The organism is Stenotrophobium rhamnosiphilum, assembly GCF_003052265.1.
GTDB lineage: Bacteria > Pseudomonadota > Gammaproteobacteria > Nevskiales > Nevskiaceae > Stenotrophobium > Stenotrophobium rhamnosiphilum.
In genome coordinates this window covers 1-20294 of the sequence record NZ_QANS01000009.1, presented here as the reverse complement: position 1 = coordinate 20294, position 20294 = coordinate 1, and the positions used below count along the sequence as shown (strand labels likewise).

At 53.2% G+C, this 20294-nt stretch carries 15 protein-coding genes; 5 read left to right on the top strand and 10 right to left on the bottom strand.

The window, feature by feature from the left end:
- Nucleotides 1–32: 32 nt before the first annotated feature.
- Nucleotides 33–3524 (bottom strand): indolepyruvate ferredoxin oxidoreductase family protein, encoded by a 3492-nt coding sequence (locus CJD38_RS17675; RefSeq protein ID WP_107941719.1) that lies wholly within the window; start codon nt 3522–3524, stop codon nt 33–35.
- Between the two features lie 174 nt (nt 3525–3698).
- Between CJD38_RS17675 and CJD38_RS17670 the strand changes: the two genes are divergently transcribed.
- A complete protein-coding gene (locus tag CJD38_RS17670; RefSeq protein WP_107941718.1) occupies nt 3699–4160 on the top strand; it encodes an Lrp/AsnC family transcriptional regulator in 462 nt (153 codons plus the stop codon).
- A gap of 20 nt (nt 4161–4180) precedes the next feature.
- On the opposite strand, the gene CJD38_RS17665 is transcribed toward CJD38_RS17670, so the two are convergent.
- From CJD38_RS17665 to CJD38_RS17650, 4 genes are all read right to left on the bottom strand, one after another.
- Complete coding sequence (locus CJD38_RS17665; RefSeq protein ID WP_107941717.1) at nt 4181–4513, bottom strand: response regulator transcription factor; 333 nt, start codon at nt 4511–4513, stop codon at nt 4181–4183.
- A 65-nt stretch (nt 4514–4578) separates the two neighbouring features.
- Entirely contained in the window at nt 4579–5952 is a 1374-nt protein-coding gene (locus tag CJD38_RS17660; RefSeq protein ID WP_107941716.1) for an FAD-binding oxidoreductase, read from the bottom strand.
- A gap of 6 nt (nt 5953–5958) precedes the next feature.
- On the bottom strand, nt 5959–7602 hold the full coding sequence (locus tag CJD38_RS17655; RefSeq protein ID WP_107941715.1) for an alpha/beta hydrolase-fold protein: 1644 nt from the start codon (nt 7600–7602) through the stop codon (nt 5959–5961).
- Between the two features lie 229 nt (nt 7603–7831).
- A complete protein-coding gene (locus CJD38_RS17650; RefSeq protein WP_107941714.1) occupies nt 7832–8593 on the bottom strand; it encodes a FadR/GntR family transcriptional regulator in 762 nt (253 codons plus the stop codon).
- Between the two features lie 227 nt (nt 8594–8820).
- On the opposite strand from CJD38_RS17650, the gene CJD38_RS17645 reads away from it, so the two are divergent.
- Entirely contained in the window at nt 8821–11394 is a 2574-nt protein-coding gene (locus CJD38_RS17645; protein WP_161554284.1) for a TonB-dependent receptor, read from the top strand.
- Between the two features lie 11 nt (nt 11395–11405).
- Here CJD38_RS17645 and CJD38_RS17640 read toward each other — a convergent pair whose 3' ends face one another.
- The 3 genes from CJD38_RS17640 to CJD38_RS17630 are packed head-to-tail and all read right to left on the bottom strand — an operon-like array spanning nt 11406 to nt 16248.
- Nucleotides 11406–13601 carry a DUF1302 domain-containing protein gene (locus CJD38_RS17640; RefSeq protein WP_107941712.1) on the bottom strand — a complete coding sequence of 732 codons (2196 nt, stop codon included), beginning with the start codon at nt 13599–13601 and terminating at the stop codon, nt 11406–11408.
- Nucleotides 13598–15385 carry a CocE/NonD family hydrolase gene (locus tag CJD38_RS17635; RefSeq protein ID WP_107941711.1) on the bottom strand — a complete coding sequence of 596 codons (1788 nt, stop codon included), beginning with the start codon at nt 15383–15385 and terminating at the stop codon, nt 13598–13600. Before CJD38_RS17635 ends, CJD38_RS17640 begins: the two co-directional genes overlap by 4 nt.
- Entirely contained in the window at nt 15382–16248 is an 867-nt protein-coding gene (locus tag CJD38_RS17630; RefSeq protein ID WP_107941710.1) for an SDR family oxidoreductase, read from the bottom strand. Before CJD38_RS17630 ends, CJD38_RS17635 begins: the two co-directional genes overlap by 4 nt.
- A gap of 220 nt (nt 16249–16468) precedes the next feature.
- Here CJD38_RS17630 and CJD38_RS17625 point away from each other — a divergent pair, with 220 nt between their 5' ends.
- A complete protein-coding gene (locus CJD38_RS17625) occupies nt 16469–17521 on the top strand; it encodes an AraC family transcriptional regulator (protein WP_107941709.1) in 1053 nt (350 codons plus the stop codon).
- A complete protein-coding gene (locus CJD38_RS17620) occupies nt 17518–18165 on the top strand; it encodes a carboxymuconolactone decarboxylase family protein (protein WP_107941708.1) in 648 nt (215 codons plus the stop codon). The genes CJD38_RS17625 and CJD38_RS17620 overlap by 4 nt, the downstream gene beginning before the upstream one ends.
- Nucleotides 18166–18194: 29 nt before the next feature.
- Here the strand turns inward: CJD38_RS17620 and CJD38_RS17615 are convergent, their stop codons facing one another.
- Nucleotides 18195–18668 carry a styrene oxide isomerase gene (locus CJD38_RS17615; protein ID WP_107941707.1) on the bottom strand — a complete coding sequence of 158 codons (474 nt, stop codon included), beginning with the start codon at nt 18666–18668 and terminating at the stop codon, nt 18195–18197.
- 115 nt (nt 18669–18783) lie between these two features.
- Here CJD38_RS17615 and CJD38_RS17610 point away from each other — a divergent pair, with 115 nt between their 5' ends.
- The gene (locus CJD38_RS17610) at nt 18784–19686 is read left to right on the top strand and encodes a metal-dependent hydrolase (protein ID WP_107941706.1); all 903 of its coding nucleotides are present in this window, start codon (nt 18784–18786) and stop codon (nt 19684–19686) included.
- Between the two features lie 73 nt (nt 19687–19759).
- On the opposite strand, the gene CJD38_RS17605 is transcribed toward CJD38_RS17610, so the two are convergent.
- A complete protein-coding gene (locus CJD38_RS17605; RefSeq protein WP_161554282.1) occupies nt 19760–20137 on the bottom strand; it encodes a DUF11 domain-containing protein in 378 nt (125 codons plus the stop codon).
- Nucleotides 20138–20294 lie beyond the last annotated feature (157 nt).

Below are 20294 nucleotides of genomic sequence, written 5' to 3'. Positions count from 1 at the left end.
GAAACACTGCGCTTGACGATCAGCTACTTGTCTCAAGCCGCAGCGTTGTAAATACGCACTGGTGACGGGCTCGCAGGCTGCTTCAACAATTGTTCGCGACGCTCGCTGGCCTTCTCGATTGCCTGCATTTTCACAGGGCCAAATCCACGAATCTGCTGTGGCAAAGATGCAATCTCAATCGCGTTCTGTAATTTGTCCGATGACAAATCGGCACAGATCTTAGCGATGGTCTCGTGATATTCCTCAACCAACTTGCGTTCAATGCGACGCTCTGAGAAATAGCCGAACGGATCTGCCCACGTCCCTCTCAAGCCTTTAAAGCGAGCGAGAATTTTAAAGACGGTGAAGACCCAAGGACCAAAGCGGCGCTTCATCGGGCGCCCCGTCTTGGCATCAATCGGCGACAACAAAGGTGGCGCCAACCAAACGGACAAGCTGCCGGAATCGGCGAACTGCTCAGCAAGTGCTTCGCGGAATTCTGGCGCGGCATAAAGACGAGCCACTTCGTACTCATCTTTATAGGCCATGAGCTTGTACGCGTTCTCGGCAACGGCGCGAATCAAACGCTCACCTGAACTATCGAGCTTCGCAGCGGCGGCACGAACAACAGTCAAAAGCTGCCGATAACGATCAGCGTAAGCCGTGCTCTGGTAGCCGACCAAATCGCTGTAGTGACGCTCGATGGTTTCATCCAAGGTTTCGTGACGTACTGGCACAGCAGACATGCCTGCCCACTTCTCGACGACGCTCATATCAACCGCTGCCAATCGGCCCCACTTCAAGGCACGGAGATTGGTGTTCACGGCAGCGCCGTTCACTTGGATGGCGCGTTCAATCGACTCAATCGACAAAGGCACCAAGCCTTTTTGCCACGCGTAGCCGAGCAACAAGGTATTCGCCGACACGGTGTCGCCAAACAAACCTTCGGAGATCTTCGAAGCACTTAAGGAGAAGCGCTTGTCTGCATGCGCACGCGAGAGAACGGTGTCGATCATCTTGCCTGCGGGCAGATGCGCGTCACGATTCGAGACGATGTCAGCGGTTGGCGTTTCATCGACATTCAAGACCACGCCTGATTTTCCGTTGGCGAGTTTCTGCAAGGCATCTTGCGCTGACGCTACGACAAAGTCGGCACCGAGCAACAAGTCGATACTTGCTGCGCCAATACGCACGGCGTGGATGCTGTCACGCTGACTCGCGATACGAACCTGACTCACAACCGCGCCGTTCTTCTGCGCGAGACCAGTGAAATCCAAAACGCTGGATTGACGGCCATCGAAATACGCAGCGCTGCCCAACAAAGCGCCAATGGTTAAAACGCCGGTGCCGCCGATACCTGCGACATAGATGTTGTAAGGCTCATCTGAAGTTGGAATTGCAGCGAGAGGCAAACTTACAAAGCGCTCTGCTTCAAATGCCTTGAGACGATCCGCACTGGGCTTGCGCAACACTGGCGCATCAATCTCGACAAAGCTTGGGCAGAAACCTTTGACGCAGGACAAATCCGTATTGCAGCTGGACTGGTTGATGCGACGCTTGCGGCCGAATTCGGTTTCCAAAGGCTCTACTGCAATACAGCTCGATTGAACAGAGCAATCACCACAGCCTTCGCAGACGCGCGGGTTGATGAACAAGCGACGCGTCGATTCTGCGATCACTTTCTTTTTGCGACGACGACGCTTTTCAGCGGCGCAGGTCTGCTCGTAAATAATCGCCGTGACACCCGCATGCTCGCGCAACTCGCGCTGTGTTTGATCCAGAGCATCACGATGGCGAACAACGACACCCGGCGCCAAATCCGTCGCCTTGGTCCAGCGCGAAGGCTCATCACTGACCAACATGATCTGGCTCACGCCTTCTGCCGCCAACTGTCGCGTGATGCGTGCAGGATCAATCGTGCCTTCGGCAGCTTGTCCGCCCGTCATCGCAACGGCGTCGTTATAGAGAATCTTGAAAGTGATCGTGGCCTTCGCCGCGACTGCAGCGCGCACAGCCAAGAGACCGGAGTGCTGATACGTGCCATCACCCAAGTTCTGGAAGATATGTGGTGTCTCGGAGAACGGCGCAGCACCGACCCACTGCATGCCCTCACCGCCCATCTGGCTAAACGTCGTCGTCTTGAGTTCAGGACGCGACAAAGCCATCACGTGGCAACCGATGCCGCCACCGGTGACCGAGCCTTCAGGCGTCTTGGTCGAAGTGCTGTGCGGACAACCCGAACAGAAAAATGGTTTGCGCGTAGGCAACGCGACGACATTGGATTCACCGGTCGCGACTTCCAACCCAGCCATGCGGTCGTTCAACACGATGGTTTCACCCATCTCTGCCAAGCGCGCACGAAGAATGCGCGCGACCATCAACGGCGTGAATTCCAAAGTGATCGGCAACAGCGTCTGGCCTTCAACGTCTGTCTTACCAATCACGCGTGGACGTTGATCAGACGGTCTGTGATAAAGCGCGTTTTTGATCTGTGATTCGACAATCGGCTGCTTTTCTTCAATCACCAACAACTCATCAGCACCGGCAGCGAAATCCAACAAGCCGCTGGTTTCCAAAGGCCAGCTCATAGCGACTTTGTAGATGGAAACGCCGATGGCCTGCAAATCCGTCTCGCGCAAGCCCAAGTCGTGCACGGCCTGCATCAAGTCCTGATGCGCCTTACCAACGGTGACGATGCAAAGACGTTGCTGCTTGGCCGTAACAATCGGGCGATCAATCTTGTTTGCTTTCGCCCAGGCCAAAGCAGCAGGAATACGCTGTTCAATCATGCGGCGTTCCAACTCAGTGCGCTGTCCCGGCCATGAAATGTTCTTGTCCCAGTTCAACTGACTCGTATCAACGCCTTCAGGCTTAATGTAGCCCTGCGACATGTCAGGCAACACAAACGACGAAGCACTTTCGACGACTTCAGCAATCGTCTTCATCGCGACCCACAAGCCGCAGTAGCGCGACAACTCAATGCCCGCCAAACCCAATACGAGAATATCTTCGACGCTCGCAGGCTGGAGCACCGGCATCATCACGGACTGGAAGATGCCATCGGTCTGATGCGGAAACATCGATGACTGCGCTGCGTGATCGTCACCCGCAATTGCGAGCACGCCGCCCAACGGTGAGGTGCCGATGACATTGGCATTACGAAACACGTCGCCCGTACGATCAACGCCGGGGCCCTTGCCATACCAGATGCCGAACACGCCATCGACTTTGGTTGCGCCAAATGCGCTGTGCATCTGCGCGCCCCACAGCGCAGTCGCTGCGAGGTCTTCGTTCAAGCCCGGTTGGAAAACGACGTTGTGCGCATCCAGATGTTTCTGCGCTTTCCACAACTGCTGGTCATACGCGCCGAGTGGCGATCCGCGATAACCGGAAACCAGACCGCCAGTATTCAAGCCGCGGCTGATATCAGAACGTCGCTGCATCAGCGGCAAGCGAACCAGCGCCTGAATGCCCGTCATGAAAATAGGGCCTTCGAGACGCTCGTAAACGTCATCAAAGCGGAAGTCGGGCTGGGCTAAGGACATCGAAATCTCCGGGCATTTGCGCTACCGAAAACCGCTGCCGATCAGGCATCTGAGTTAACGCGCGCGACCCGAAAATATTAGTGCTGAGGCCTTAGTTCAGGATTCCAATTTGCGCTCCCCATGCCTATTAATTTAGTATTAATGAACTATTTATTTAGGTTAATAGCGATTTAAATGACTACTGAATTAGATAAATATGACATGAAGATTCTTCGGGCCGTTGCCAACGACGGTCGCGTCAGCTGGCGCAGTCTTGCTGACGACATTGGCCTGTCACTGACGCCAACTTTGCGTCGCGTTCGGCGGCTTGAAGAAGAGGGTTATATCGAGGGCTACAGCGCGCATCTCGATGAGAAGCGTTTGGTCGGCGCCATGAGCGCTTTTGTCTCAGTGACACTGGAACGACAGGTCGAAGAAATTCTGCTGCACTTCGAAGAAAAAGTTTCAGTGATGCCGGAAGTGATGAGTTGCTTTCTGATGTCCGGCGGCGCGGATTACAACCTGCGCGTTGTCGTGCGTGATCTCGATCAGTTTCAACAGATTCTTGCCAAGCTCACGCGCATCCAAGGCGTTGCACACATTCAATCCAGCTTTGCGCTGAAGTCAGTCATCCGTCGACGCGCACCAATGATCTAAGCGTTTGAGTTCAAGCCCGCTTAGGCCTGCGCGAGTGCTTGCACGGACACCCAGCTGCGTGACGCCATCGCACAAGCGCAGACTTCGCAAACAACGATGCCTTCAATAATTTTCTGCGCGCGCGCTTTTCTCAAAGCCACTTCTCTCGAACACGCACCGAGCTTGATGTAAGAATTCTTGGCATGCCATGTGACGGTTCCAGGCGAAATGCCCAGTGTCTGCGCGACACCCTTCACGGATAGGCCCTTGCCCATCAAGGCAAGAATCTCAACTTCTCGCTCGGTCAAAGGCTGAGTTTCGGAGCGCGTGCGCTGGACTGCGCGTTGGTCTGCTATACGTTGCGAAGCTTGCATCTACTTCTCCTCATTCAACCATTTGCATGTTCGCCGCAAACCAGCGGCAGTACGGAACTTTTTATTTACAGAATCTTGCCCGGATTGAGAATTGCCTTGGGATCAAGCGTGCGTTTCAACAATCGCATCAATTCAATTTCTTCAGGCGAGCGCGAAATTCCTAAATGAACTCGCTTTTCAGTACCGATGCCATGCTCAGCTGAAATGGATCCGCCGATCGGTTGCAGTGGCGCGTAGACGTCTTCATCCGACTGATGATGCAAGTTTTCGCCTTCGCAGCCGGGCGTCACAAAGAAGTGCAGATTGCCATCGCCGATATGTCCAATGACATCGCAACGACTATTGGGCCAGCGCTTCTTAAGACGTGCCTGCACCTCGATGACATAAGCTTCCATATCGCGAATCGGAAGGCTGACGTCGTACAGGAAAATCGGCTTGCGGATATACAGCGGCTGAAAGTTCTCGCGGATATCCCACAGCAAAGTGCGCTCAGTGTCCGACTGTGGAATCACTGCATCAATAACCAATTCTTCTTCCAGTGCAGCGCCCATCACATTGGTGAATTGCTCAGCGTCTGCAGTTGGGTTGGCGCCTTCCGCCTCCAGCATCACGTAATACGGATGATGGCGATCCATCGGTGCGCGATGAAATCCGGGCGCAGTTACTTCACGGAAATAATCTCCCCACATCACTTCATACGCGGATAGCTGACCGCCCAAGGCTTGCTGTAGACGTTTAAGAAGTCCCGTCACCGCTTCAAAACTGGTGAGTGCAACCATCGCACTATTTCGGCTCACTGGCGCTTCCTCCAGACGCACGATGACGCGCGTCACGATGCCCAGCGTACCTTCACTGCCAATGAACATCTGCTTGAGATCGTAGCCAGCGTTGTTCTTCAGCATGCGGTTCATTGAAGAGATGACGGTGCCGTCGGCGGTCACTGCTTCAAGACCCAACACACGGCTACGCATCATGCCGTAGCGAATCACATTGATTCCGCCAGCGTTCGTCGCAACGTTGCCGCCGACCGTGCAAGAGCCACGAGCGCCCAGATCGATTGGGAACAGCATGCCCTTGTCACGCACTGCTTCCTGTAGCTTTTGCAGAACAACGCCCGCTTGTACGGTTGCCGTTCGACCGACCAGATCAATCTCCTCAATCGAGTTCATCCGCTCCATGCAGATCACAACACTGTCTTGATCAGTCGTGGCGCCTTGAACACAACCCGTGAGTCCGCCCTGCGTGACAACAACTTGTCCACGGGCATGACACACCTTCAGTACAGCAGCGACTTCAGCTGTTGTGCGTGGGCGCACCAGCGCAGCAGCGCGCATCGGCGACTGGTCCCAGTAACTACTTGCGCGCTCAGCAGTGGCAGCTGCATCCAGTACCGCATCTGCACCGACCGCTTCACGCAATGCTTCAACAATTGTGCTCATAGCGCGTTAGCCTTTGCTTGGAAAAGCGGATGACAGTGCATTAATAACGGCACGAGGATAGGTACTCGAATGGCTTTCATTTTCGAAACACATTGATTTAACCGACAGATCAGTCGCATGACGTAAGCGTTCTGCAAACGCTTCCGTTTTGTCGATGCCGGCATATTGGTTGAACAAATTATTTTTCTCCTCGCTACCCAGCGATAAGAAAAGACTTTGGGCGTTCTGAGAAGCACGGAAATCAGCATCGTGACGATTGAGTAGCCACGAACCACTAACGCCAAGGCCCGGACTAACGCCCGCGTAATGTTTGAAAGGGGAATCGGCTTGGCACAAGGCATACAAAATAAAAGTGCCTCCGGCCGAATGCCCTAGAAGAGCCGTGTTGCCTGAGTCGATTGGAAACTGCGTCGACAACTTAGGGAATAATTCATTCACCATAAAGTTGAAGAAGTGCGGAGCACGCCCGAGCTGCCTACGCGCATCCTGGCCATTGACGGAAAAAAGCGATCTGAAAATACGCCCGAGATCATCCTTAAAGTCATAGCCATCAGTTGGAGGAGAGAACTCCTCGAAGCGACGGAATCCAAAAGCCACGGCACCTTCTGCGCGCGGCACACCAACACCGATGACGATGACTTCTTCGATAATTCCCTGAGCGGCCAATGCTGCAGCCGCTTCTGCGGCAGTCGAGAATTCAATGTTGGCATCGAGCACATACATCGCTGGATAACGACGGCTGCTTCCAGCTGTGAATGATCGCGGCAAGGAAACAAAGACTTCGAAATCCCGATCGATAGACTTTGAATGAATCAAATAGGGGTTGGACTGGCCTGATGCTTTTATTGGCTTAGGCAGTATCAAACGCAGTAAGGGCGACAGCGCTGCGAAAACAATCGGCGCCCACGGCGCGCGCATGGCGGCCACACCTTTTCCGTAGACAGTGCCTGTACGCCAGAAGCTGCGCATTCCATGCACAGCAGCTGGCAGTCCCAGATCATCTACTGGAGTGTCTTTAAGTTTTTGATCTGAGATTTTTGCGACAGATCCTAAAGTCGCCTGAAGCGTCGAACAGAATTCCTGCGATGCCGTGCTATGCGATGTCAGTGTCAATCGCGGTAGTTTGCGAGCGGTCAGTTTTCCACTCTTCTGGAATTGGCTTAACGCCTCGCGACCCAGAGCAACATCCGGGTCGCTGACAATGAATGCGCTAGCGACACCAGAACCATTCAGCATCACGTGCAATGCAGATGCTCCTAGCTTGCCGACTCCGAATATCGCGATCTCTTCGCTAGCAACGCGATAGTTTGATTTGCACCATGGAATAACTTGCTGCTCCAGCCATTCAGTCAACTTTGAAGCATCGTCAGATACAGCATTTAATCCGACGACGATGCATTCATTGATTTCTTTGGTCTCGCCCATCAAGCGACTCATCTCGATCAGCGAGCCCATGTTTTGGCTTGCATCAAGTGCGATCAGCAAGGGAAAAGATTTTTTCTTGTTCTTGATATACGACGGAGGGACGGCGACCGTGGCCTTCGCGCTTGAACCCGATGCTGGAATAGAAACTTGCTCAACATGATCGAGACGACGACACGCAGCGTCGTCGAGGCTGATCAAATGTGCTTGATTGATTTCCACGCTCATCGCTAATTCCTGCTCCGTTCGCCGTATTAAACAGGTGGCCTTTGCGGCTCGACTCTGAACGGAGCATATAACCTATCATATAGGTTTGTACAGACCTACCTGATAGGTTTTAGCTGACAGATGCAACCATCGATCACCAAGAATGCGCGCGGATCAGCGGCGCCCAGCAGCGATCATCGCCGCCAATTCTGAATAGAGGTCAGCAAGCTAAGTGCAAGGAAAGCAGGAGTTATTTAATGCCGGCGTTCAGTAAGTTCTGAACCGAGCCGTCGAAATGACTATCCATCGCGAGCATCGCGGCCTCGGGATCTTTATTGGCAATGGCTTCGGCAATCGCTTCATGCCTTTCCAAAACCACCGTACGTTCTTTGGCGGTGTTACGTGTGGCCCATGCAAGCGGCAGAGAGACGGTCATCAAATCACTGAACGACGAGACGACCTGAGCAAAGAGGATGTTATGACTGGCTTGGGCAATGGCGTGATGCAATTCGAAATCGTGCTGTGCCATCACAGCAAAATCTTTGCGATGTGTTCGCATGGCTTTCGCGTGATACATAATTTTTTCAGCTTCTGCATCGGTTCTGTGCTCTGCGGCTAGCACCGCTGTTCGCAGCTCGATCGTGCGTCGCACGTCCCAAACCTGCAGAACGGTAATCTGCGCAGTGTTGACCGCATGATCCAGTGAAGTCGCCAGCGCTAAGCCGTCCATTGCTCGCACGCGAGGAACGCGACCATTGCCGACATCAATCAACCTGAGCGCCGAGAGTGCTCCGAATGCTTCACGCATGACGGCGCGGCTTACGCCCAACATATCCGCAAAACTTTTTTCGCTCGGCAGGCGATCACCGACCTTGAGCTTTTCAACACGGATATGGTTTGTGACCGCCAGAAAAGCTTTCTGCACCAAGGTCTGCGCGCCATGAACCGCCGACGCATCTTCTGGCGATACGCGCACGATGTTTGATTTTTTGGTAGCGCTGCGAACTGGCATCTAGACAAACCTTTTTATGATTCTGCGTATAAAAACTTTATAGAAGGTAACTCACTCTGTATCAAGCAGAAATATCCAGACATCGCCCATTTTGATACTGAAAAGCTCCCAGTACTGCATTCTGACCTATCAGGTAGGTCTATACAAACCTGTATGACAGGTTATATGCTCCGCTCCAGAGTCGAGCCGCAAAGGCCACCTAATAAATGAGCCGGACGGAGAAGAGAATGAAGTTTCAATCGACACTGCTGGCATCTGCAGTTGTTGTTTTTTCGGTGCTTAGCAGCACCGCAGCAGGGGCCCAATCATCAAGCGAATCAGCCGCATCAACTGCCGATGCGCTCGACGAACTGTTGGGCACGGATTCCGCTGCAACAGCAACCGATCCGGCGCCTGCTCCGCAAGTTGCGGATGAAGAACCGCCAGCACCCACTACAAGCAGCTCGCCCGAATCCGAGCCTGCCGTCGATAACGCAGCAGCACCTGAATCGATTCCAGTCGAACCCGCAACAGCTATCGCCGTAGCGGCTGCGCCAGAGAGTCGTGGAGACAGAATCGAAGAGATTGTCGTCACCGCCAACTATCGCGCTCAAGATATTCAGGATGTTGTTGGCAGCACACAAGCCTTCAGCGGACAGTCGCTTGATCGTTCAGGCGCAGCGGGCATGCAAGATTATTTGCTGCAAGTTCCCAGCGTATCGTTCCAGCCTTCTGGCAATGGCACCACCAAAGTCAGCATGCGCGGCATCTCCAACATCAACGGAAACGACTTCGGTTATGCGAGTGGCTCGCCAACCGTTGGCGTCTATTTAAACGATGTTGCGATTCAAGGCTCAGGTGTTTTTCCTGACTTGAAGATTTTCGATCTCGACAGAATCGAAGTGCTCAAGGGCCCGCAAGGAACGCTCTACGGCGAAGGCTCGATGGGCGGCGCAATCAAGATGGTGACCAACGCACCGAACCCGAATGAATGGGAATTGCGTACTGATCAAGCCTACTCATGGACTTCGCACGGCGATGCCAATCACGAAGCACGCGCTGCGGTGAATGTGCCGATTCTTCAAGACATGATGGCGGCCAGAATCGTCGGCACCACCAGTTACAGCGGCGGCTTTGTCGACTACACCACACGCAACGAGCCACGTGCCAACTCCGGCACCGCTCAGACACTGCGTTCGATCCTGAGCTACAAGCCCTTAGAGAATTTAGATTTGGGCTATATGTTTCTCTACAGCAACGATAAGCGCAGCCAGTTTGCCGTTGTCGATGCGGGCAAAGAAGATGAGCTGACCAATTCTGGGCCAGAAGATCAGTACGCCAAAACAAAATTCACGATTCACTCGTTGACTGCGAAAGTAGAACTTCCGTTCGCAAGCCTGACTTCTGTTAGCTCGCTCTACAACACGCTGCGCGACAGCCAACAGCGCGTTCAGGTTTTGCAGAACCTTGTGCAGACACAATTCATAGGCACCGGCATTGATGCGCCACAGATTTTTGCTAACTCACCCACACACGTCAAAACCAAACTTAAGTCTTTCTCGCAAGAGCTGCGCATGGTTTCAAATGGCGGCGATTCGATCGACTGGATCGCAGGCGCCTTCTATCGCGATCGCAGTCAGACATTTGAACAAGAGAAGTACGAGAACAGTATTCCAGCGATTTCAACGGGACTTCTTGATAGCGCGCTCGCCGCAGCAAACATCAACACAACAGTACTTCTCGACAATCTGTTAACCGCACTGAACATCAATAGCTTCAATCCGCTTCAGGGCAAACAGGAAGCAGGCGACGGCATTGAGAATTTTCGTCAGGCTGCTGCTTATGGCGAAGCGACTTGGAACATCGTGCCGTCTGTTCTCGAACTGACCGGTGGCTTGCGCGTATTCTCGGAAACCGTTGGATTCACCATCGACACCAACTTCTATGGTGTTGAAGCATTTCTCATCGGCACCGATCCGCAAAACATCGATCCAAGCGACGGCACTGTCGGCGTCAATTTTTCTCAATCTGTTAAAACCAGCGGCATCCTGCCTAAGCTCTCTCTCGGCTGGCACATCACGGACCAAGACATGGTCTATGCAACGATTAGCCGCGGCTTTCGATCAGGCTCTGCAAATATCTATGCCGCACTGTCGGCAGGCCCTCCAGTCGTCAAACCTGATTTTGTTTGGAACCATGAAGTCGGCTACAAATCGACTTGGCTAGATGGTCGTCTCATCGCAAACTTTTCGGTCTATTACATCAACTGGAACAATATTCAGGGAACGGTTTTAGGCAATGCAAAACTCGGCATCGTGCCTACGCAGTTTGCCTATCTTGCCAATGCTGGCGACGCGGTCGTTAAAGGTGCTGAAGCCTCAACCACTTGGCTGCTATACGACGGACTCATGCTTAATTTGAGCGGCGGCTATAACAATGGCGTACTTGTTAAAGCAGCACCAAACAGCGGTGTTAGCTCAGGTGTAGATCTTCCGAGCACGCCGAAATTCACCGGCAGCGCCACACTGAGCTACAGCACAACGCTAAGCAATGATTGGGTCGGCGATATCTCAAGCACCTACTCATACACCGACACGCAACTGATGATTTATCCGGCTGGCGAAGTCAGCGATGGCATGCCGATACCTGCTTATAGCCTTCTGAAAGCAGGCATCGGTTTACAGCGCAATAAATTTAGACTGCAGCTATTTGGCGACAACATCATGGACAAGCGCGCGGTCGTCGCCATTTCCTCGCCTTCGAAACAGTCGACCGTTATTACGCCTAGAGTCGTCGGCGTCAGAATGAGCTATGACTTTTAATCGATAGATTTTCAGAACGCGTAAGAAACTGCGAAGCCGATGACGTCGCGATCACTCAGCGTATTGACTGTGCCGCCACCTGCGGAGCCTTGGTAGAACACTTGTCCTGCCCAGTGCTGCCCGTATTCAACCTCAGTGCCGACAACATATTGCTTTGTTCCAGCGATAAAGTTTTGCACGGGCAACGGTGCGATGCCGGAGACGTCATGTCCCCACATCAACCAAGGCTTGAAATTGAGGCCCCAGATTAAATTGTCGTATTCGAATCGGGCCAGTATGCGATAGCCCCAAGAAAAGCTCGTCGCGAATCCGCCCGTTTGCTGCGTCGGATTTAAACGGCGCGTATCAGCAACGCCGCCATTGCCCGTGCCATCAGCGCCCGGACTTGCGTGCGAACCATTGCTGTCTCCACCTTCCAACTGCAAGCGGCTCAGCGAAGGCATGCCCCAGATATGCGTGAAGCCAATTTCCGTTAGCAACAAGATTTGATCGGCGCCAAAAGGATTGTCACTGGCACTGATTGCGCGCAAGCCAGTGATATCGAGTTGATCGACGGTGTATTTTTCGTATCCGCGGATGACTTGATTGGGGCCGACTGTCATGCCGCGATATGCAGAAATATAGTCCGGCGCGGCTGCACGCGCGCTGGGGATTGTTGCGGTTCCACCGACAACAACACCGAGGATCGCAGGCAGATTATTCAGCGCACCGGTGGCCATCTGCAGAATCTGCTCTGGATTCTGTGTAGAGATTCCAGCAATGAGTGCGGGTAGCGAACTGACTGTTTGCGCAATCGTCGTCGGGTCTACACCAATCGGCAGATCATCTTTTGGAAACGAAGGTTGAATTGCCGCGAAGAAAAGATCAGAGACGTTGACCTGCAACGGCATATTCGGTCGCACGGAATATTCGCCGGACATCGACCACTTGCCGACATTGGTATTAAAACTGAATCCGTACATCTGAATATTTTCTGGGTAATCCAGAAAGAGCTTTGCAGTATCCAGCGGCAGCGGCTCTTTTCCTGAAGCGAGGTTGAGTCCAATGAAGCCATTGCACGCCAAGAACGCCGTGGCGAAGCTGGTGGATTCGCGCATGCACGATTCTTCAGTGGAGATCACGCTCACGTACGGCAGCTGGCTGTGATAATTCAGCGCGACAAATTCAAACGCAGTGCCGCCATTTAAATTTTCTGCATTGAATGCGATTTTTGCTCCGAACTGCCCAGCGTTACTTGGTCGCGCGTAATCCTCATCAAGTACGCGGATCGACAGAGACGTCTCGGAGATTAGGTTTCCGGGTGCAGGTAGTCGTCCAATTCTTTTGGGGTCGACGTGAAATGCGCCCAGTGACAAATCAGCAAAGTCACTTTTAAGAATATTCAGCGAAGAGAAAAAGCTGCCGCCGGGATCAGGCTCGGCGCGTACCCAGCCCAGCTCATACAGCAATTCTAAAGAGAGATTATCGGCAAGCTGTGTCGCCACCAGTATCGAAGGCGTAGGACGGAATACATCGCTGATGGCGGTGCCGGGTTGATGCAGCAATACCGCGCTTGGCGGGTTCACTTGGCTCAGACTGTTGAGCGCGATGAACATCGACTCGCCCCAGCGAATATGTTGATAGCCCGCGCTGACGGAGAAATCATGATCAGCGGCGTTGAAGTGGCCCGTCACAAAAGCATCTGTGAGCAGCACGTCTCGTCCCAACTGTCGACTCACCGCAGAATTACGTGGCGAAGATGCGGATTGATACGTGGTGTCGGGATGTCGATCTGTGAAGTCATAGTTCACATAATCAAAATAGGCCAAGCCGCCGACCTTGAGCGAGTAGTCGCCCCAGTGCACCACCAACTCTTCTCTAAGCTTGGTGACTGCAGCAACTGGATCCCACTGCGAGTAGTTGAGATTGCCTTGGTCTTTGTTCGCACCAAAAAAAGCTCCGGGCGCGTCTACGAGTTTTTGGTTTTCAGAAGCATCGCCAGTGAATGAAATGCAATCACTCGGTCCGCAGAGATTGGGATTGAGGTTGAGCTTGCCGATTAATTTCGGATCCGGCTTTTCTGTACGAAAAGCCGCGCCGAAAGAGATATCGGTTCTGATTCGCCCCTCAGCGTCGCCAATACTAAATTCAATGGCTGATGCAGCACCGGCATGTATCAGTCCATAAGCTGTGATCACAGACTTGACTGAATTTTTTAACGTCATCATTTCGCAACCCCCATTGCGTCATAAACATCGCTATCAGGCAGCACCGGCAGCAGTAGACGTGATGGTGTTGCGCCGCCAATCGAAACCAAATTCACACCGGGCGCAGGCAACATGAACAACGATGTGCCGAGCAAATAAAGACGCAGTCGGTGACCTGCTGCAAAGTGATTGCCGATGGGCCAAAACTCCACGTGATATTGCCTGCCCTGTCCCGGCAGCGCTGGCGTCACCACGCTGTAATCGCCATAAGGCTGAACCACTTCACCATTGGCATCGATGACAGAACGATCTCGATCAATATTTGGAAAGCCTGTGCGCAGACGTCCGACACCAACTGCGTAAGCGTTGCCATCCGGCCACACATCCGCCAACACCGCGTAAAGGTCGGACACTGGCAGCGCCGTTGTCACGAAGACATCGAGACTTGCGGGGCCGACTACGTTGACTGATTTTTTTAACGCGGGCGTTGTGTAAGTAAGCGCCAAAGGCTCTTGAGTCTTGAGCTGCGTCAACAAGGGCAAGGTGTCGAATAAAGTGCCTGCGCCAATCGTTGAAGCAGAATGCGGATCGGTTGCCGTCGGTAGTGACACTAAATCCAGATACGGCTGGATTGCTTGCGTCTCTGGTGCGAGCGAACTCAGCACGCCATCGTTCAGCGACAAGGCTGTGCCAGATCTTGTTGGATCAAGAAACAGCGGCTGCCAACGTGTGCCGGGGATTGGCCAGTCACTGCCATTGATGCGCGTGAAATTACCGAGCCTCAGTTGCGCCTGACTGCCGTTGCCAATGAGCAGTTGCACCGCTGGATCACGATCAACGCCGTTATTTACGCCGAGCAGGTAATGATCAAACCAACGTTTGAAATCCGGGAAAGGGCTCGGTGAGCCTGCGGGATATCCATCGTGCGCACCAAAAGCGAGGAGATGAACTTTGGTGCCGAGTGATTTCAGCAGCTTGAAACTCTCGAAGGGGCCGCGTGGTTCTGGATCGTAGAAACTCGTATCTGCTAACACTGGGAAAGTGTTGGGGCCAACTCGCTGCGTGCGATCCAACCAATACTGGCTCTCGACTGTTTGCAGAAGAATATTGATGTCCAGACCGAGATTGCCGAAACCGGTGATCATTTCATCGGTAATGGGTCGGCCTTCTAACAAGCCGGTCGGGAAACTCAGCAGCATCGGTCCACCCACGCCAATCGCAACTACAGCTGCTGGCGCAAGATTCAGAATGCCGCCGGGATACAGCAGATCGCGATATAAATTATCGGAGCCGGCCATCAGTGACGCGGCCTCGACGCATGCCAGCGGCAAATGCATCGAGTTATAGATTGCGATCGCGCTCGCAGAGAATCCGTAGAGGCCGATGTGGCCATTGCTCCAAGGCTGCTCGCAGGCCCAAGCGAGAAACTCAGACACGTCTTGCTGATCGCGCGGACCCACCGCGCCCCAAATGCCACTGCTAAGTCCTGTGCCGCGCGCATTCACGACAACGTGGTTGTATGCGGGGCCGAATGATTTTCCAAATGATGGTGGCGCTGCAAATTGCTGAGAGAAAGACGTCGGCGCGTAAGGGCTGAACTCCACAATCAACGGCCGCGCGCGATAGTCGCCAGCACCGCTAATGAACGCACGTATCTCAATGCCATCGCTCGCAGTAAAGGTAATCGCCTTGGTCACCATCCGAGCGCCTTCCTCATCAACGCTTGAGCTAGTACCGCAAGCCGAAACCAAGACCAGCGATAACAGCATCACCGCGCAATGAGCCCAATGACGCAGGCCAATCATTTAGACGATCCGATAGAAGCCTGCTCATAAACAGACTGCATACGATTATTCAGAAACCGCATGATCAATTCGTAAGGCAGAGAGAACTTGCCTTGCACCCAATGCAGCAGATGAATATCAAACGAGGTGAAGACCATATAGCGATTGGCCTTGATGCCCTTGAGAATGCTTTTCGCTGCGCTCTCGGGTGAAACAGCCATTTTGCGAAAATGCTTTTTGAATGACGCAATGACGGGGCTGTTCGTATCAATGCCCTCGATCTCTAGCGTATTCACTAGCCCTGTATCGACGCCGCCTGGACACACAAGGCTCACGCCGATGTGGTGGCGCTTCAAATCAAAGCGCAGCACTTCTGAAATTCCACGCAAGCCAAATTTGCTCGCGCTATATGCCGCGTGCCAAGGCAATCCAAACAAACCCGCAGCGGATGAAACGTTGACGATGTGTCCGCCTTTACGTGCGCGGATCATTTCCGGCGTAAAGCATTCGAGTACGTGGACTGGCCCCATCAGGTTGATCTCAATCGCACGACGCCACTGGTCATGTCTGAGATTTTCAACCGAGCCCCAAATTGAGATGCCCGCGATATTCATCAGCACATCCATGCTGCCATGAGCAGCTTGGATTTCTTGCGCCATGCTTTTGACGGCTTCAAAGTCCGCGATGTCTGCCGCACTCGAGTAAGGCACGCTGCCGCCTTCACCACGAATTGCCGCCGTGACGGATGCCAATTCGGTCGCATTAATGTCCGTCAGAAAAAGCTCCGCGCCATCCTGTGCAGCCGCAATCGCAGTGGCCCTGCCGATGCCACTGGCAGCACCAGTGATAAAGCACTTTTTACCGTGCAGACTTTTGATTCTCATAACTCCCCGCGGCTTAAAGGCCGTTGATGCCCTATTGATGCCTTGAGGCCATTCAAGCGATGGCCATTTATTCAGCCATGGTAGGTAGCGGGGTCAGTTGCAGATATCTCCAGATCGGCCAAAGATTGCATCAGAAACGGCCAAAATCTGACCCGCGGGCAAGGGTGTGACAGGATAGGGCCCGTCATAAAATCTAAAGCTCACAATATTTGACGCTCTTATGCAGAAGCTGGTGAACAATCCATCGCTGGGCTGGGTATCCACCCGGCATCTACAACACTTGGTCGCAAGAGCTGAGTCTGTGGGCGTTGCGATGGATGAGTTTCTCGCCGAGGGCGGGCTGAATAAAACTCAGCTTGCAGACTCCAATGGTTTGATTCCCATCGCGGCTATTGAGGCGATGCTGGCGGCGTACACGCGCAAATATACTGATCCACTGTTGGGCCTGAGTCTGGCGAGCGATATTCAGCCCGCTACATTTGGCGTGCTCGGCTATATCTCGCAAGCCTGCACAACGCTCGCAGATGTTCTGGATGTGGTCACGCGTTACAACGGACTGCTCAGCAATATTGGAAAAACGTCCGTCGCACATGAGCCCGGTGCAGTTCAGGTGAATTGGGCTTGCTTAACAGGCAGCGATGTTTTGAAGCGACAGATTACGGAATATGTGATCGGCTCATTTTCTGTCTTGCTGCGCACGCTGTTACCCGAACAAGCTGACCTTCTCAAAGCGATTCACTTTGAGCATTCGCGGCCAGCCAATTCAGACACAGCTCGAAAGTATTTCGCCTTCTTCAAATGCCCGGTTTACTTCGACAAGCCAACGTCATGCATTGTCACACCGAGTAGCATGCTCAAAACCAAGCTGCATCACAGCGACTCTTTCTTAAAAGATCTACTCGATCAGCATGCACAGAATCTGCTGAAACAACGTGAGCAGGTTTTCTCTTTGCCTGATGAAGTAAAGCAGCTCGTCAGCGCCATGATCATTGATGGCGTGCCGACCAAGGACACTGTTGCCATGCAGCTGGGCCTCAGCGGTCGCAGCTTGCATCGCAAGCTAGAAGAGCTAGGCACGGGCTATCGCGAGATTCTGGATGAAGTGCGCTTAGAGATTGCGCTGAGCAAACTCAAAGAAGACGCAGAGTCCGGCAGTAAAATTGCGGAATACCTGGGTTTTAGTTCGCATCAGGCATTTTGGCGCTGGTACAAACAGATGACTGGCAAGACACCGGCCGAACATCGAAAAGAAATGACAGGGAAGCATTCATGACGGACAGCGGCGCTGCGAAGTTGATCTTGCGTGATGGCGAGCTGCAACCTGAAGGCGGTTGGCTAGGGCCATCAACGCCTCGCCTTATTGCCCCGCCACCCAAAGATCGCGGACTCGTATTCCGCAGCATGAGTTTGGTCGCTAAGGCATTTGGCCGAACGGAAATGCCGGACATTTTTTCGGTTTTTCACATCAACGCACGCTTGTTCTGGGCTTGGCTTTATTTCGCATCAAAGCTCATGCCGGGCGGTCGATTGCCTGCGAAGGTTCGAGAAAAAATAATTCTCAGAACCGCTTGGAATTGCCGCAGTCGCTATGAGTGGGGACAGCACGTCGATATTGCATTGACCGTCGGCGTGACAGATGAAGAAATCATTCGCGTGTCACACGGACCCGAAGCTTTCACCGATAGCAATGAACGCGCATTGATGACTGCTTGCGATGAAATGGTGCGAAGCCAGTTCATCTCGGATCAGACTTGGAAAACACTGTCCGAGCGCTACAAGGAAAAAATGTTGATCGAGATTGTGATCTTGATCGGGCACTACATCATGGTCGCTGGATTTCTGAACAGCGGCGGCCTGAAGTTAGAACCATCAATTGAGAAAAAACTAGCGGCGTTTCATCAGAGAATTTCTAGCTAAGCGCTTTCACTGAAAAACGCCGTCACTATTCAATCTCTTGGCTTGGCGCGCAGCAGAATAAACAGCGCGACTAGCAAGGTCACGGCACCGATGATCGCGGGAATAAACGCCATCGCTCCAGCCCAGTTGCCTTCGCCCAAACGGTTGCTACCTAGCGAGAGGCCGTGGTTGTAGCCAAACATGCTGAAGAAGTAGAAGCAGAAGTTGCCCCACACCGCGATGATCACGCCCCAAGCAACGCGTGAAGCTTGCTGATCACTGACGACGAGCCAACGCATGACTGCACCCAGCAACAAGGCCATCATGCCGTTCATCAACATGCCCAGATGCAAGATGCGCCATCCCTGCGCAGTGCCGGGAATTTCGTAGCCAAAGAAAATGGGCAGCGGGGATAGCGAGATGCCCCCGAGCATGGAGAACGTGAGCATGAAGCCGCCAATTAAGGCGACAATCATCGCGACAATGCCGTGCTTGATCAGGCGGTGAGAATTAACGTGGTTCAAAGTAGCTCTCCTTTAAGCACGGGTAGTGATGGCCGCTGCCGTGTCGTTGTAGACTGATAGTAGCGCAGTAGCAGAAAGGGCTAGTGTGCACTGCACAATATGGGCGGAGACTTTGATGCGAACCATCACCGATCACCCGATGGATGATTTCCCGGTACGCCCTTTGCAGTTTGCAATGGACAAGGTCGGGGATCACAACTTGGTGTGGAGTCGCACCAAGCCGGAGTTCTCGGTTTTCTTGAACGCGCTCGGACTTCACGTTCCCTACTTTGAACGTTACCTGATCCGCGCCCTGCGCCGTGCCAAGGAACAGGTGACGGATGCAAACCTGCGGCGCGATATCTCCGCCATCATCGGACAAGAAGCGCATCACGCTAAAAACTTTGTGCTGTTCAATCATGCACTCGCCAACAAATACCCAAAGTGCGGGCAGTTTGCTCGCGAAGCCGACGAATATTTTGTCGCACGCAGCGCGTGTGATTCGCTAAAAGTACAAGTGGCATTTACTGCCGGCTACGAAACCTTCACCTTTCTGGCAGGCATGATCATTTTGCAGAACTACGATAAGTGGTTTGCGGACTCTGATCCCGTGATCAAAGCGATGTGGGTGTGGCATCAAGTAGAAGAAGTCGAACACGGTGCGGTGGCCTTCGATGTCTATAAGGCGCTGTACGGCGAGCACGAGTGGTATCGAAAATGGATGGTGCTACGCGCGCTGATGCATATTGCAGGCGAAACGATTAAAGCCTACGTACATATGACGCGTGTCGAAGGCTGGTTGCGGAATCCTTTCAAAGCTATTTCCAAAATGGGATTCTTAGGCGAGATGATTGTGCGCTTGCTTGTAGCGGCGGCACCCGTGATGCGTCGCGATTATCACCCTCGTACACACCCGATCGTGACAACACAGCAGAACGCCATTCAGATGGCTTGGCGTCGCTTTGAAGGTGCTGGCGGCGATGTGCTGGAGATTGATCACCAGAAGATGGCGAAGATCATGGGCATAGAGTCCGCATAGTCACGTACGGAATAGCGTTCACAAAAAAAGGCCGGATTACTCCGGCCTTTTTATTTGCAGAAAAACTTGATAACTAAGGATCAATCTTGGCCTGGAATGTCACCGCGCCACTAGCGCCAGGTTGCAAGACGCCGGTGAATATCCACTTCAGCGCGCCTATGCCACCTGCTGGCTGCACCGCTGCACAAGGCACTGGGCCACCGGCCGGAGTTGTTTTCATGCAGGCCGTCAGGTTGTTCGGGAACGCGCCGGCGCTGGCGGAAACAAAAGTCGTAAACGCCGGCGTGGTGTCGTTGATCACCAAGCTGTTCAGTGGTTCCGAACTCTGATTGGTGTAGGTGACGGTGTACGTCAGAATCGCGCCTGGCATTGCTGAGGCGGTATCGACTGACTTAACCAATTTCAGCGAGGTGTTTTCGCCGATGACGGTTGTGTCAGTACGCTTCTGCACATTGGTCAGCACCGGACCTGTCGTGCCGGTGTAGGTGAACGTCGCGGTGATGGTTGGACTTCCCCTACTTTTGTAGACATCACCTAGCCATATTTTGAAGCTCTCTCATACTCGTATGGGCTGATGTTGCCGATGTGACTGTGACGACGACTGCGGT

What these genes read in the sequence shown, in the direction of transcription:
- CJD38_RS17675 (WP_107941719.1), bottom strand. Translation starts at nt 3,524, where the DNA reads ATGTCCTTAGCCCAGCCCGACTTCCGCTTTGATGACGTTTACGAGCGT.
- CJD38_RS17670 (WP_107941718.1), top strand. Translation starts at nt 3,699, where the DNA reads ATGACTACTGAATTAGATAAATATGACATGAAGATTCTTCGGGCCGTT.
- CJD38_RS17665 (WP_107941717.1), bottom strand. Translation starts at nt 4,513, where the DNA reads ATGCAAGCTTCGCAACGTATAGCAGACCAACGCGCAGTCCAGCGCACG.
- CJD38_RS17660 (WP_107941716.1), bottom strand. Translation starts at nt 5,952, where the DNA reads ATGAGCACAATTGTTGAAGCATTGCGTGAAGCGGTCGGTGCAGATGCG.
- CJD38_RS17655 (WP_107941715.1), bottom strand. Translation starts at nt 7,602, where the DNA reads ATGAGCGTGGAAATCAATCAAGCACATTTGATCAGCCTCGACGACGCT.
- CJD38_RS17650 (WP_107941714.1), bottom strand. Translation starts at nt 8,593, where the DNA reads ATGCCAGTTCGCAGCGCTACCAAAAAATCAAACATCGTGCGCGTATCG.
- CJD38_RS17645 (WP_161554284.1), top strand. Translation starts at nt 8,821, where the DNA reads ATGAAGTTTCAATCGACACTGCTGGCATCTGCAGTTGTTGTTTTTTCG.
- CJD38_RS17640 (WP_107941712.1), bottom strand. Translation starts at nt 13,601, where the DNA reads ATGATGACGTTAAAAAATTCAGTCAAGTCTGTGATCACAGCTTATGGA.
- CJD38_RS17635 (WP_107941711.1), bottom strand. Translation starts at nt 15,385, where the DNA reads ATGATTGGCCTGCGTCATTGGGCTCATTGCGCGGTGATGCTGTTATCG.
- CJD38_RS17630 (WP_107941710.1), bottom strand. Translation starts at nt 16,248, where the DNA reads ATGAGAATCAAAAGTCTGCACGGTAAAAAGTGCTTTATCACTGGTGCT.
- CJD38_RS17625 (WP_107941709.1), top strand. Translation starts at nt 16,469, where the DNA reads ATGCAGAAGCTGGTGAACAATCCATCGCTGGGCTGGGTATCCACCCGG.
- CJD38_RS17620 (WP_107941708.1), top strand. Translation starts at nt 17,518, where the DNA reads ATGACGGACAGCGGCGCTGCGAAGTTGATCTTGCGTGATGGCGAGCTG.
- CJD38_RS17610 (WP_107941706.1), top strand. Translation starts at nt 18,784, where the DNA reads ATGCGAACCATCACCGATCACCCGATGGATGATTTCCCGGTACGCCCT.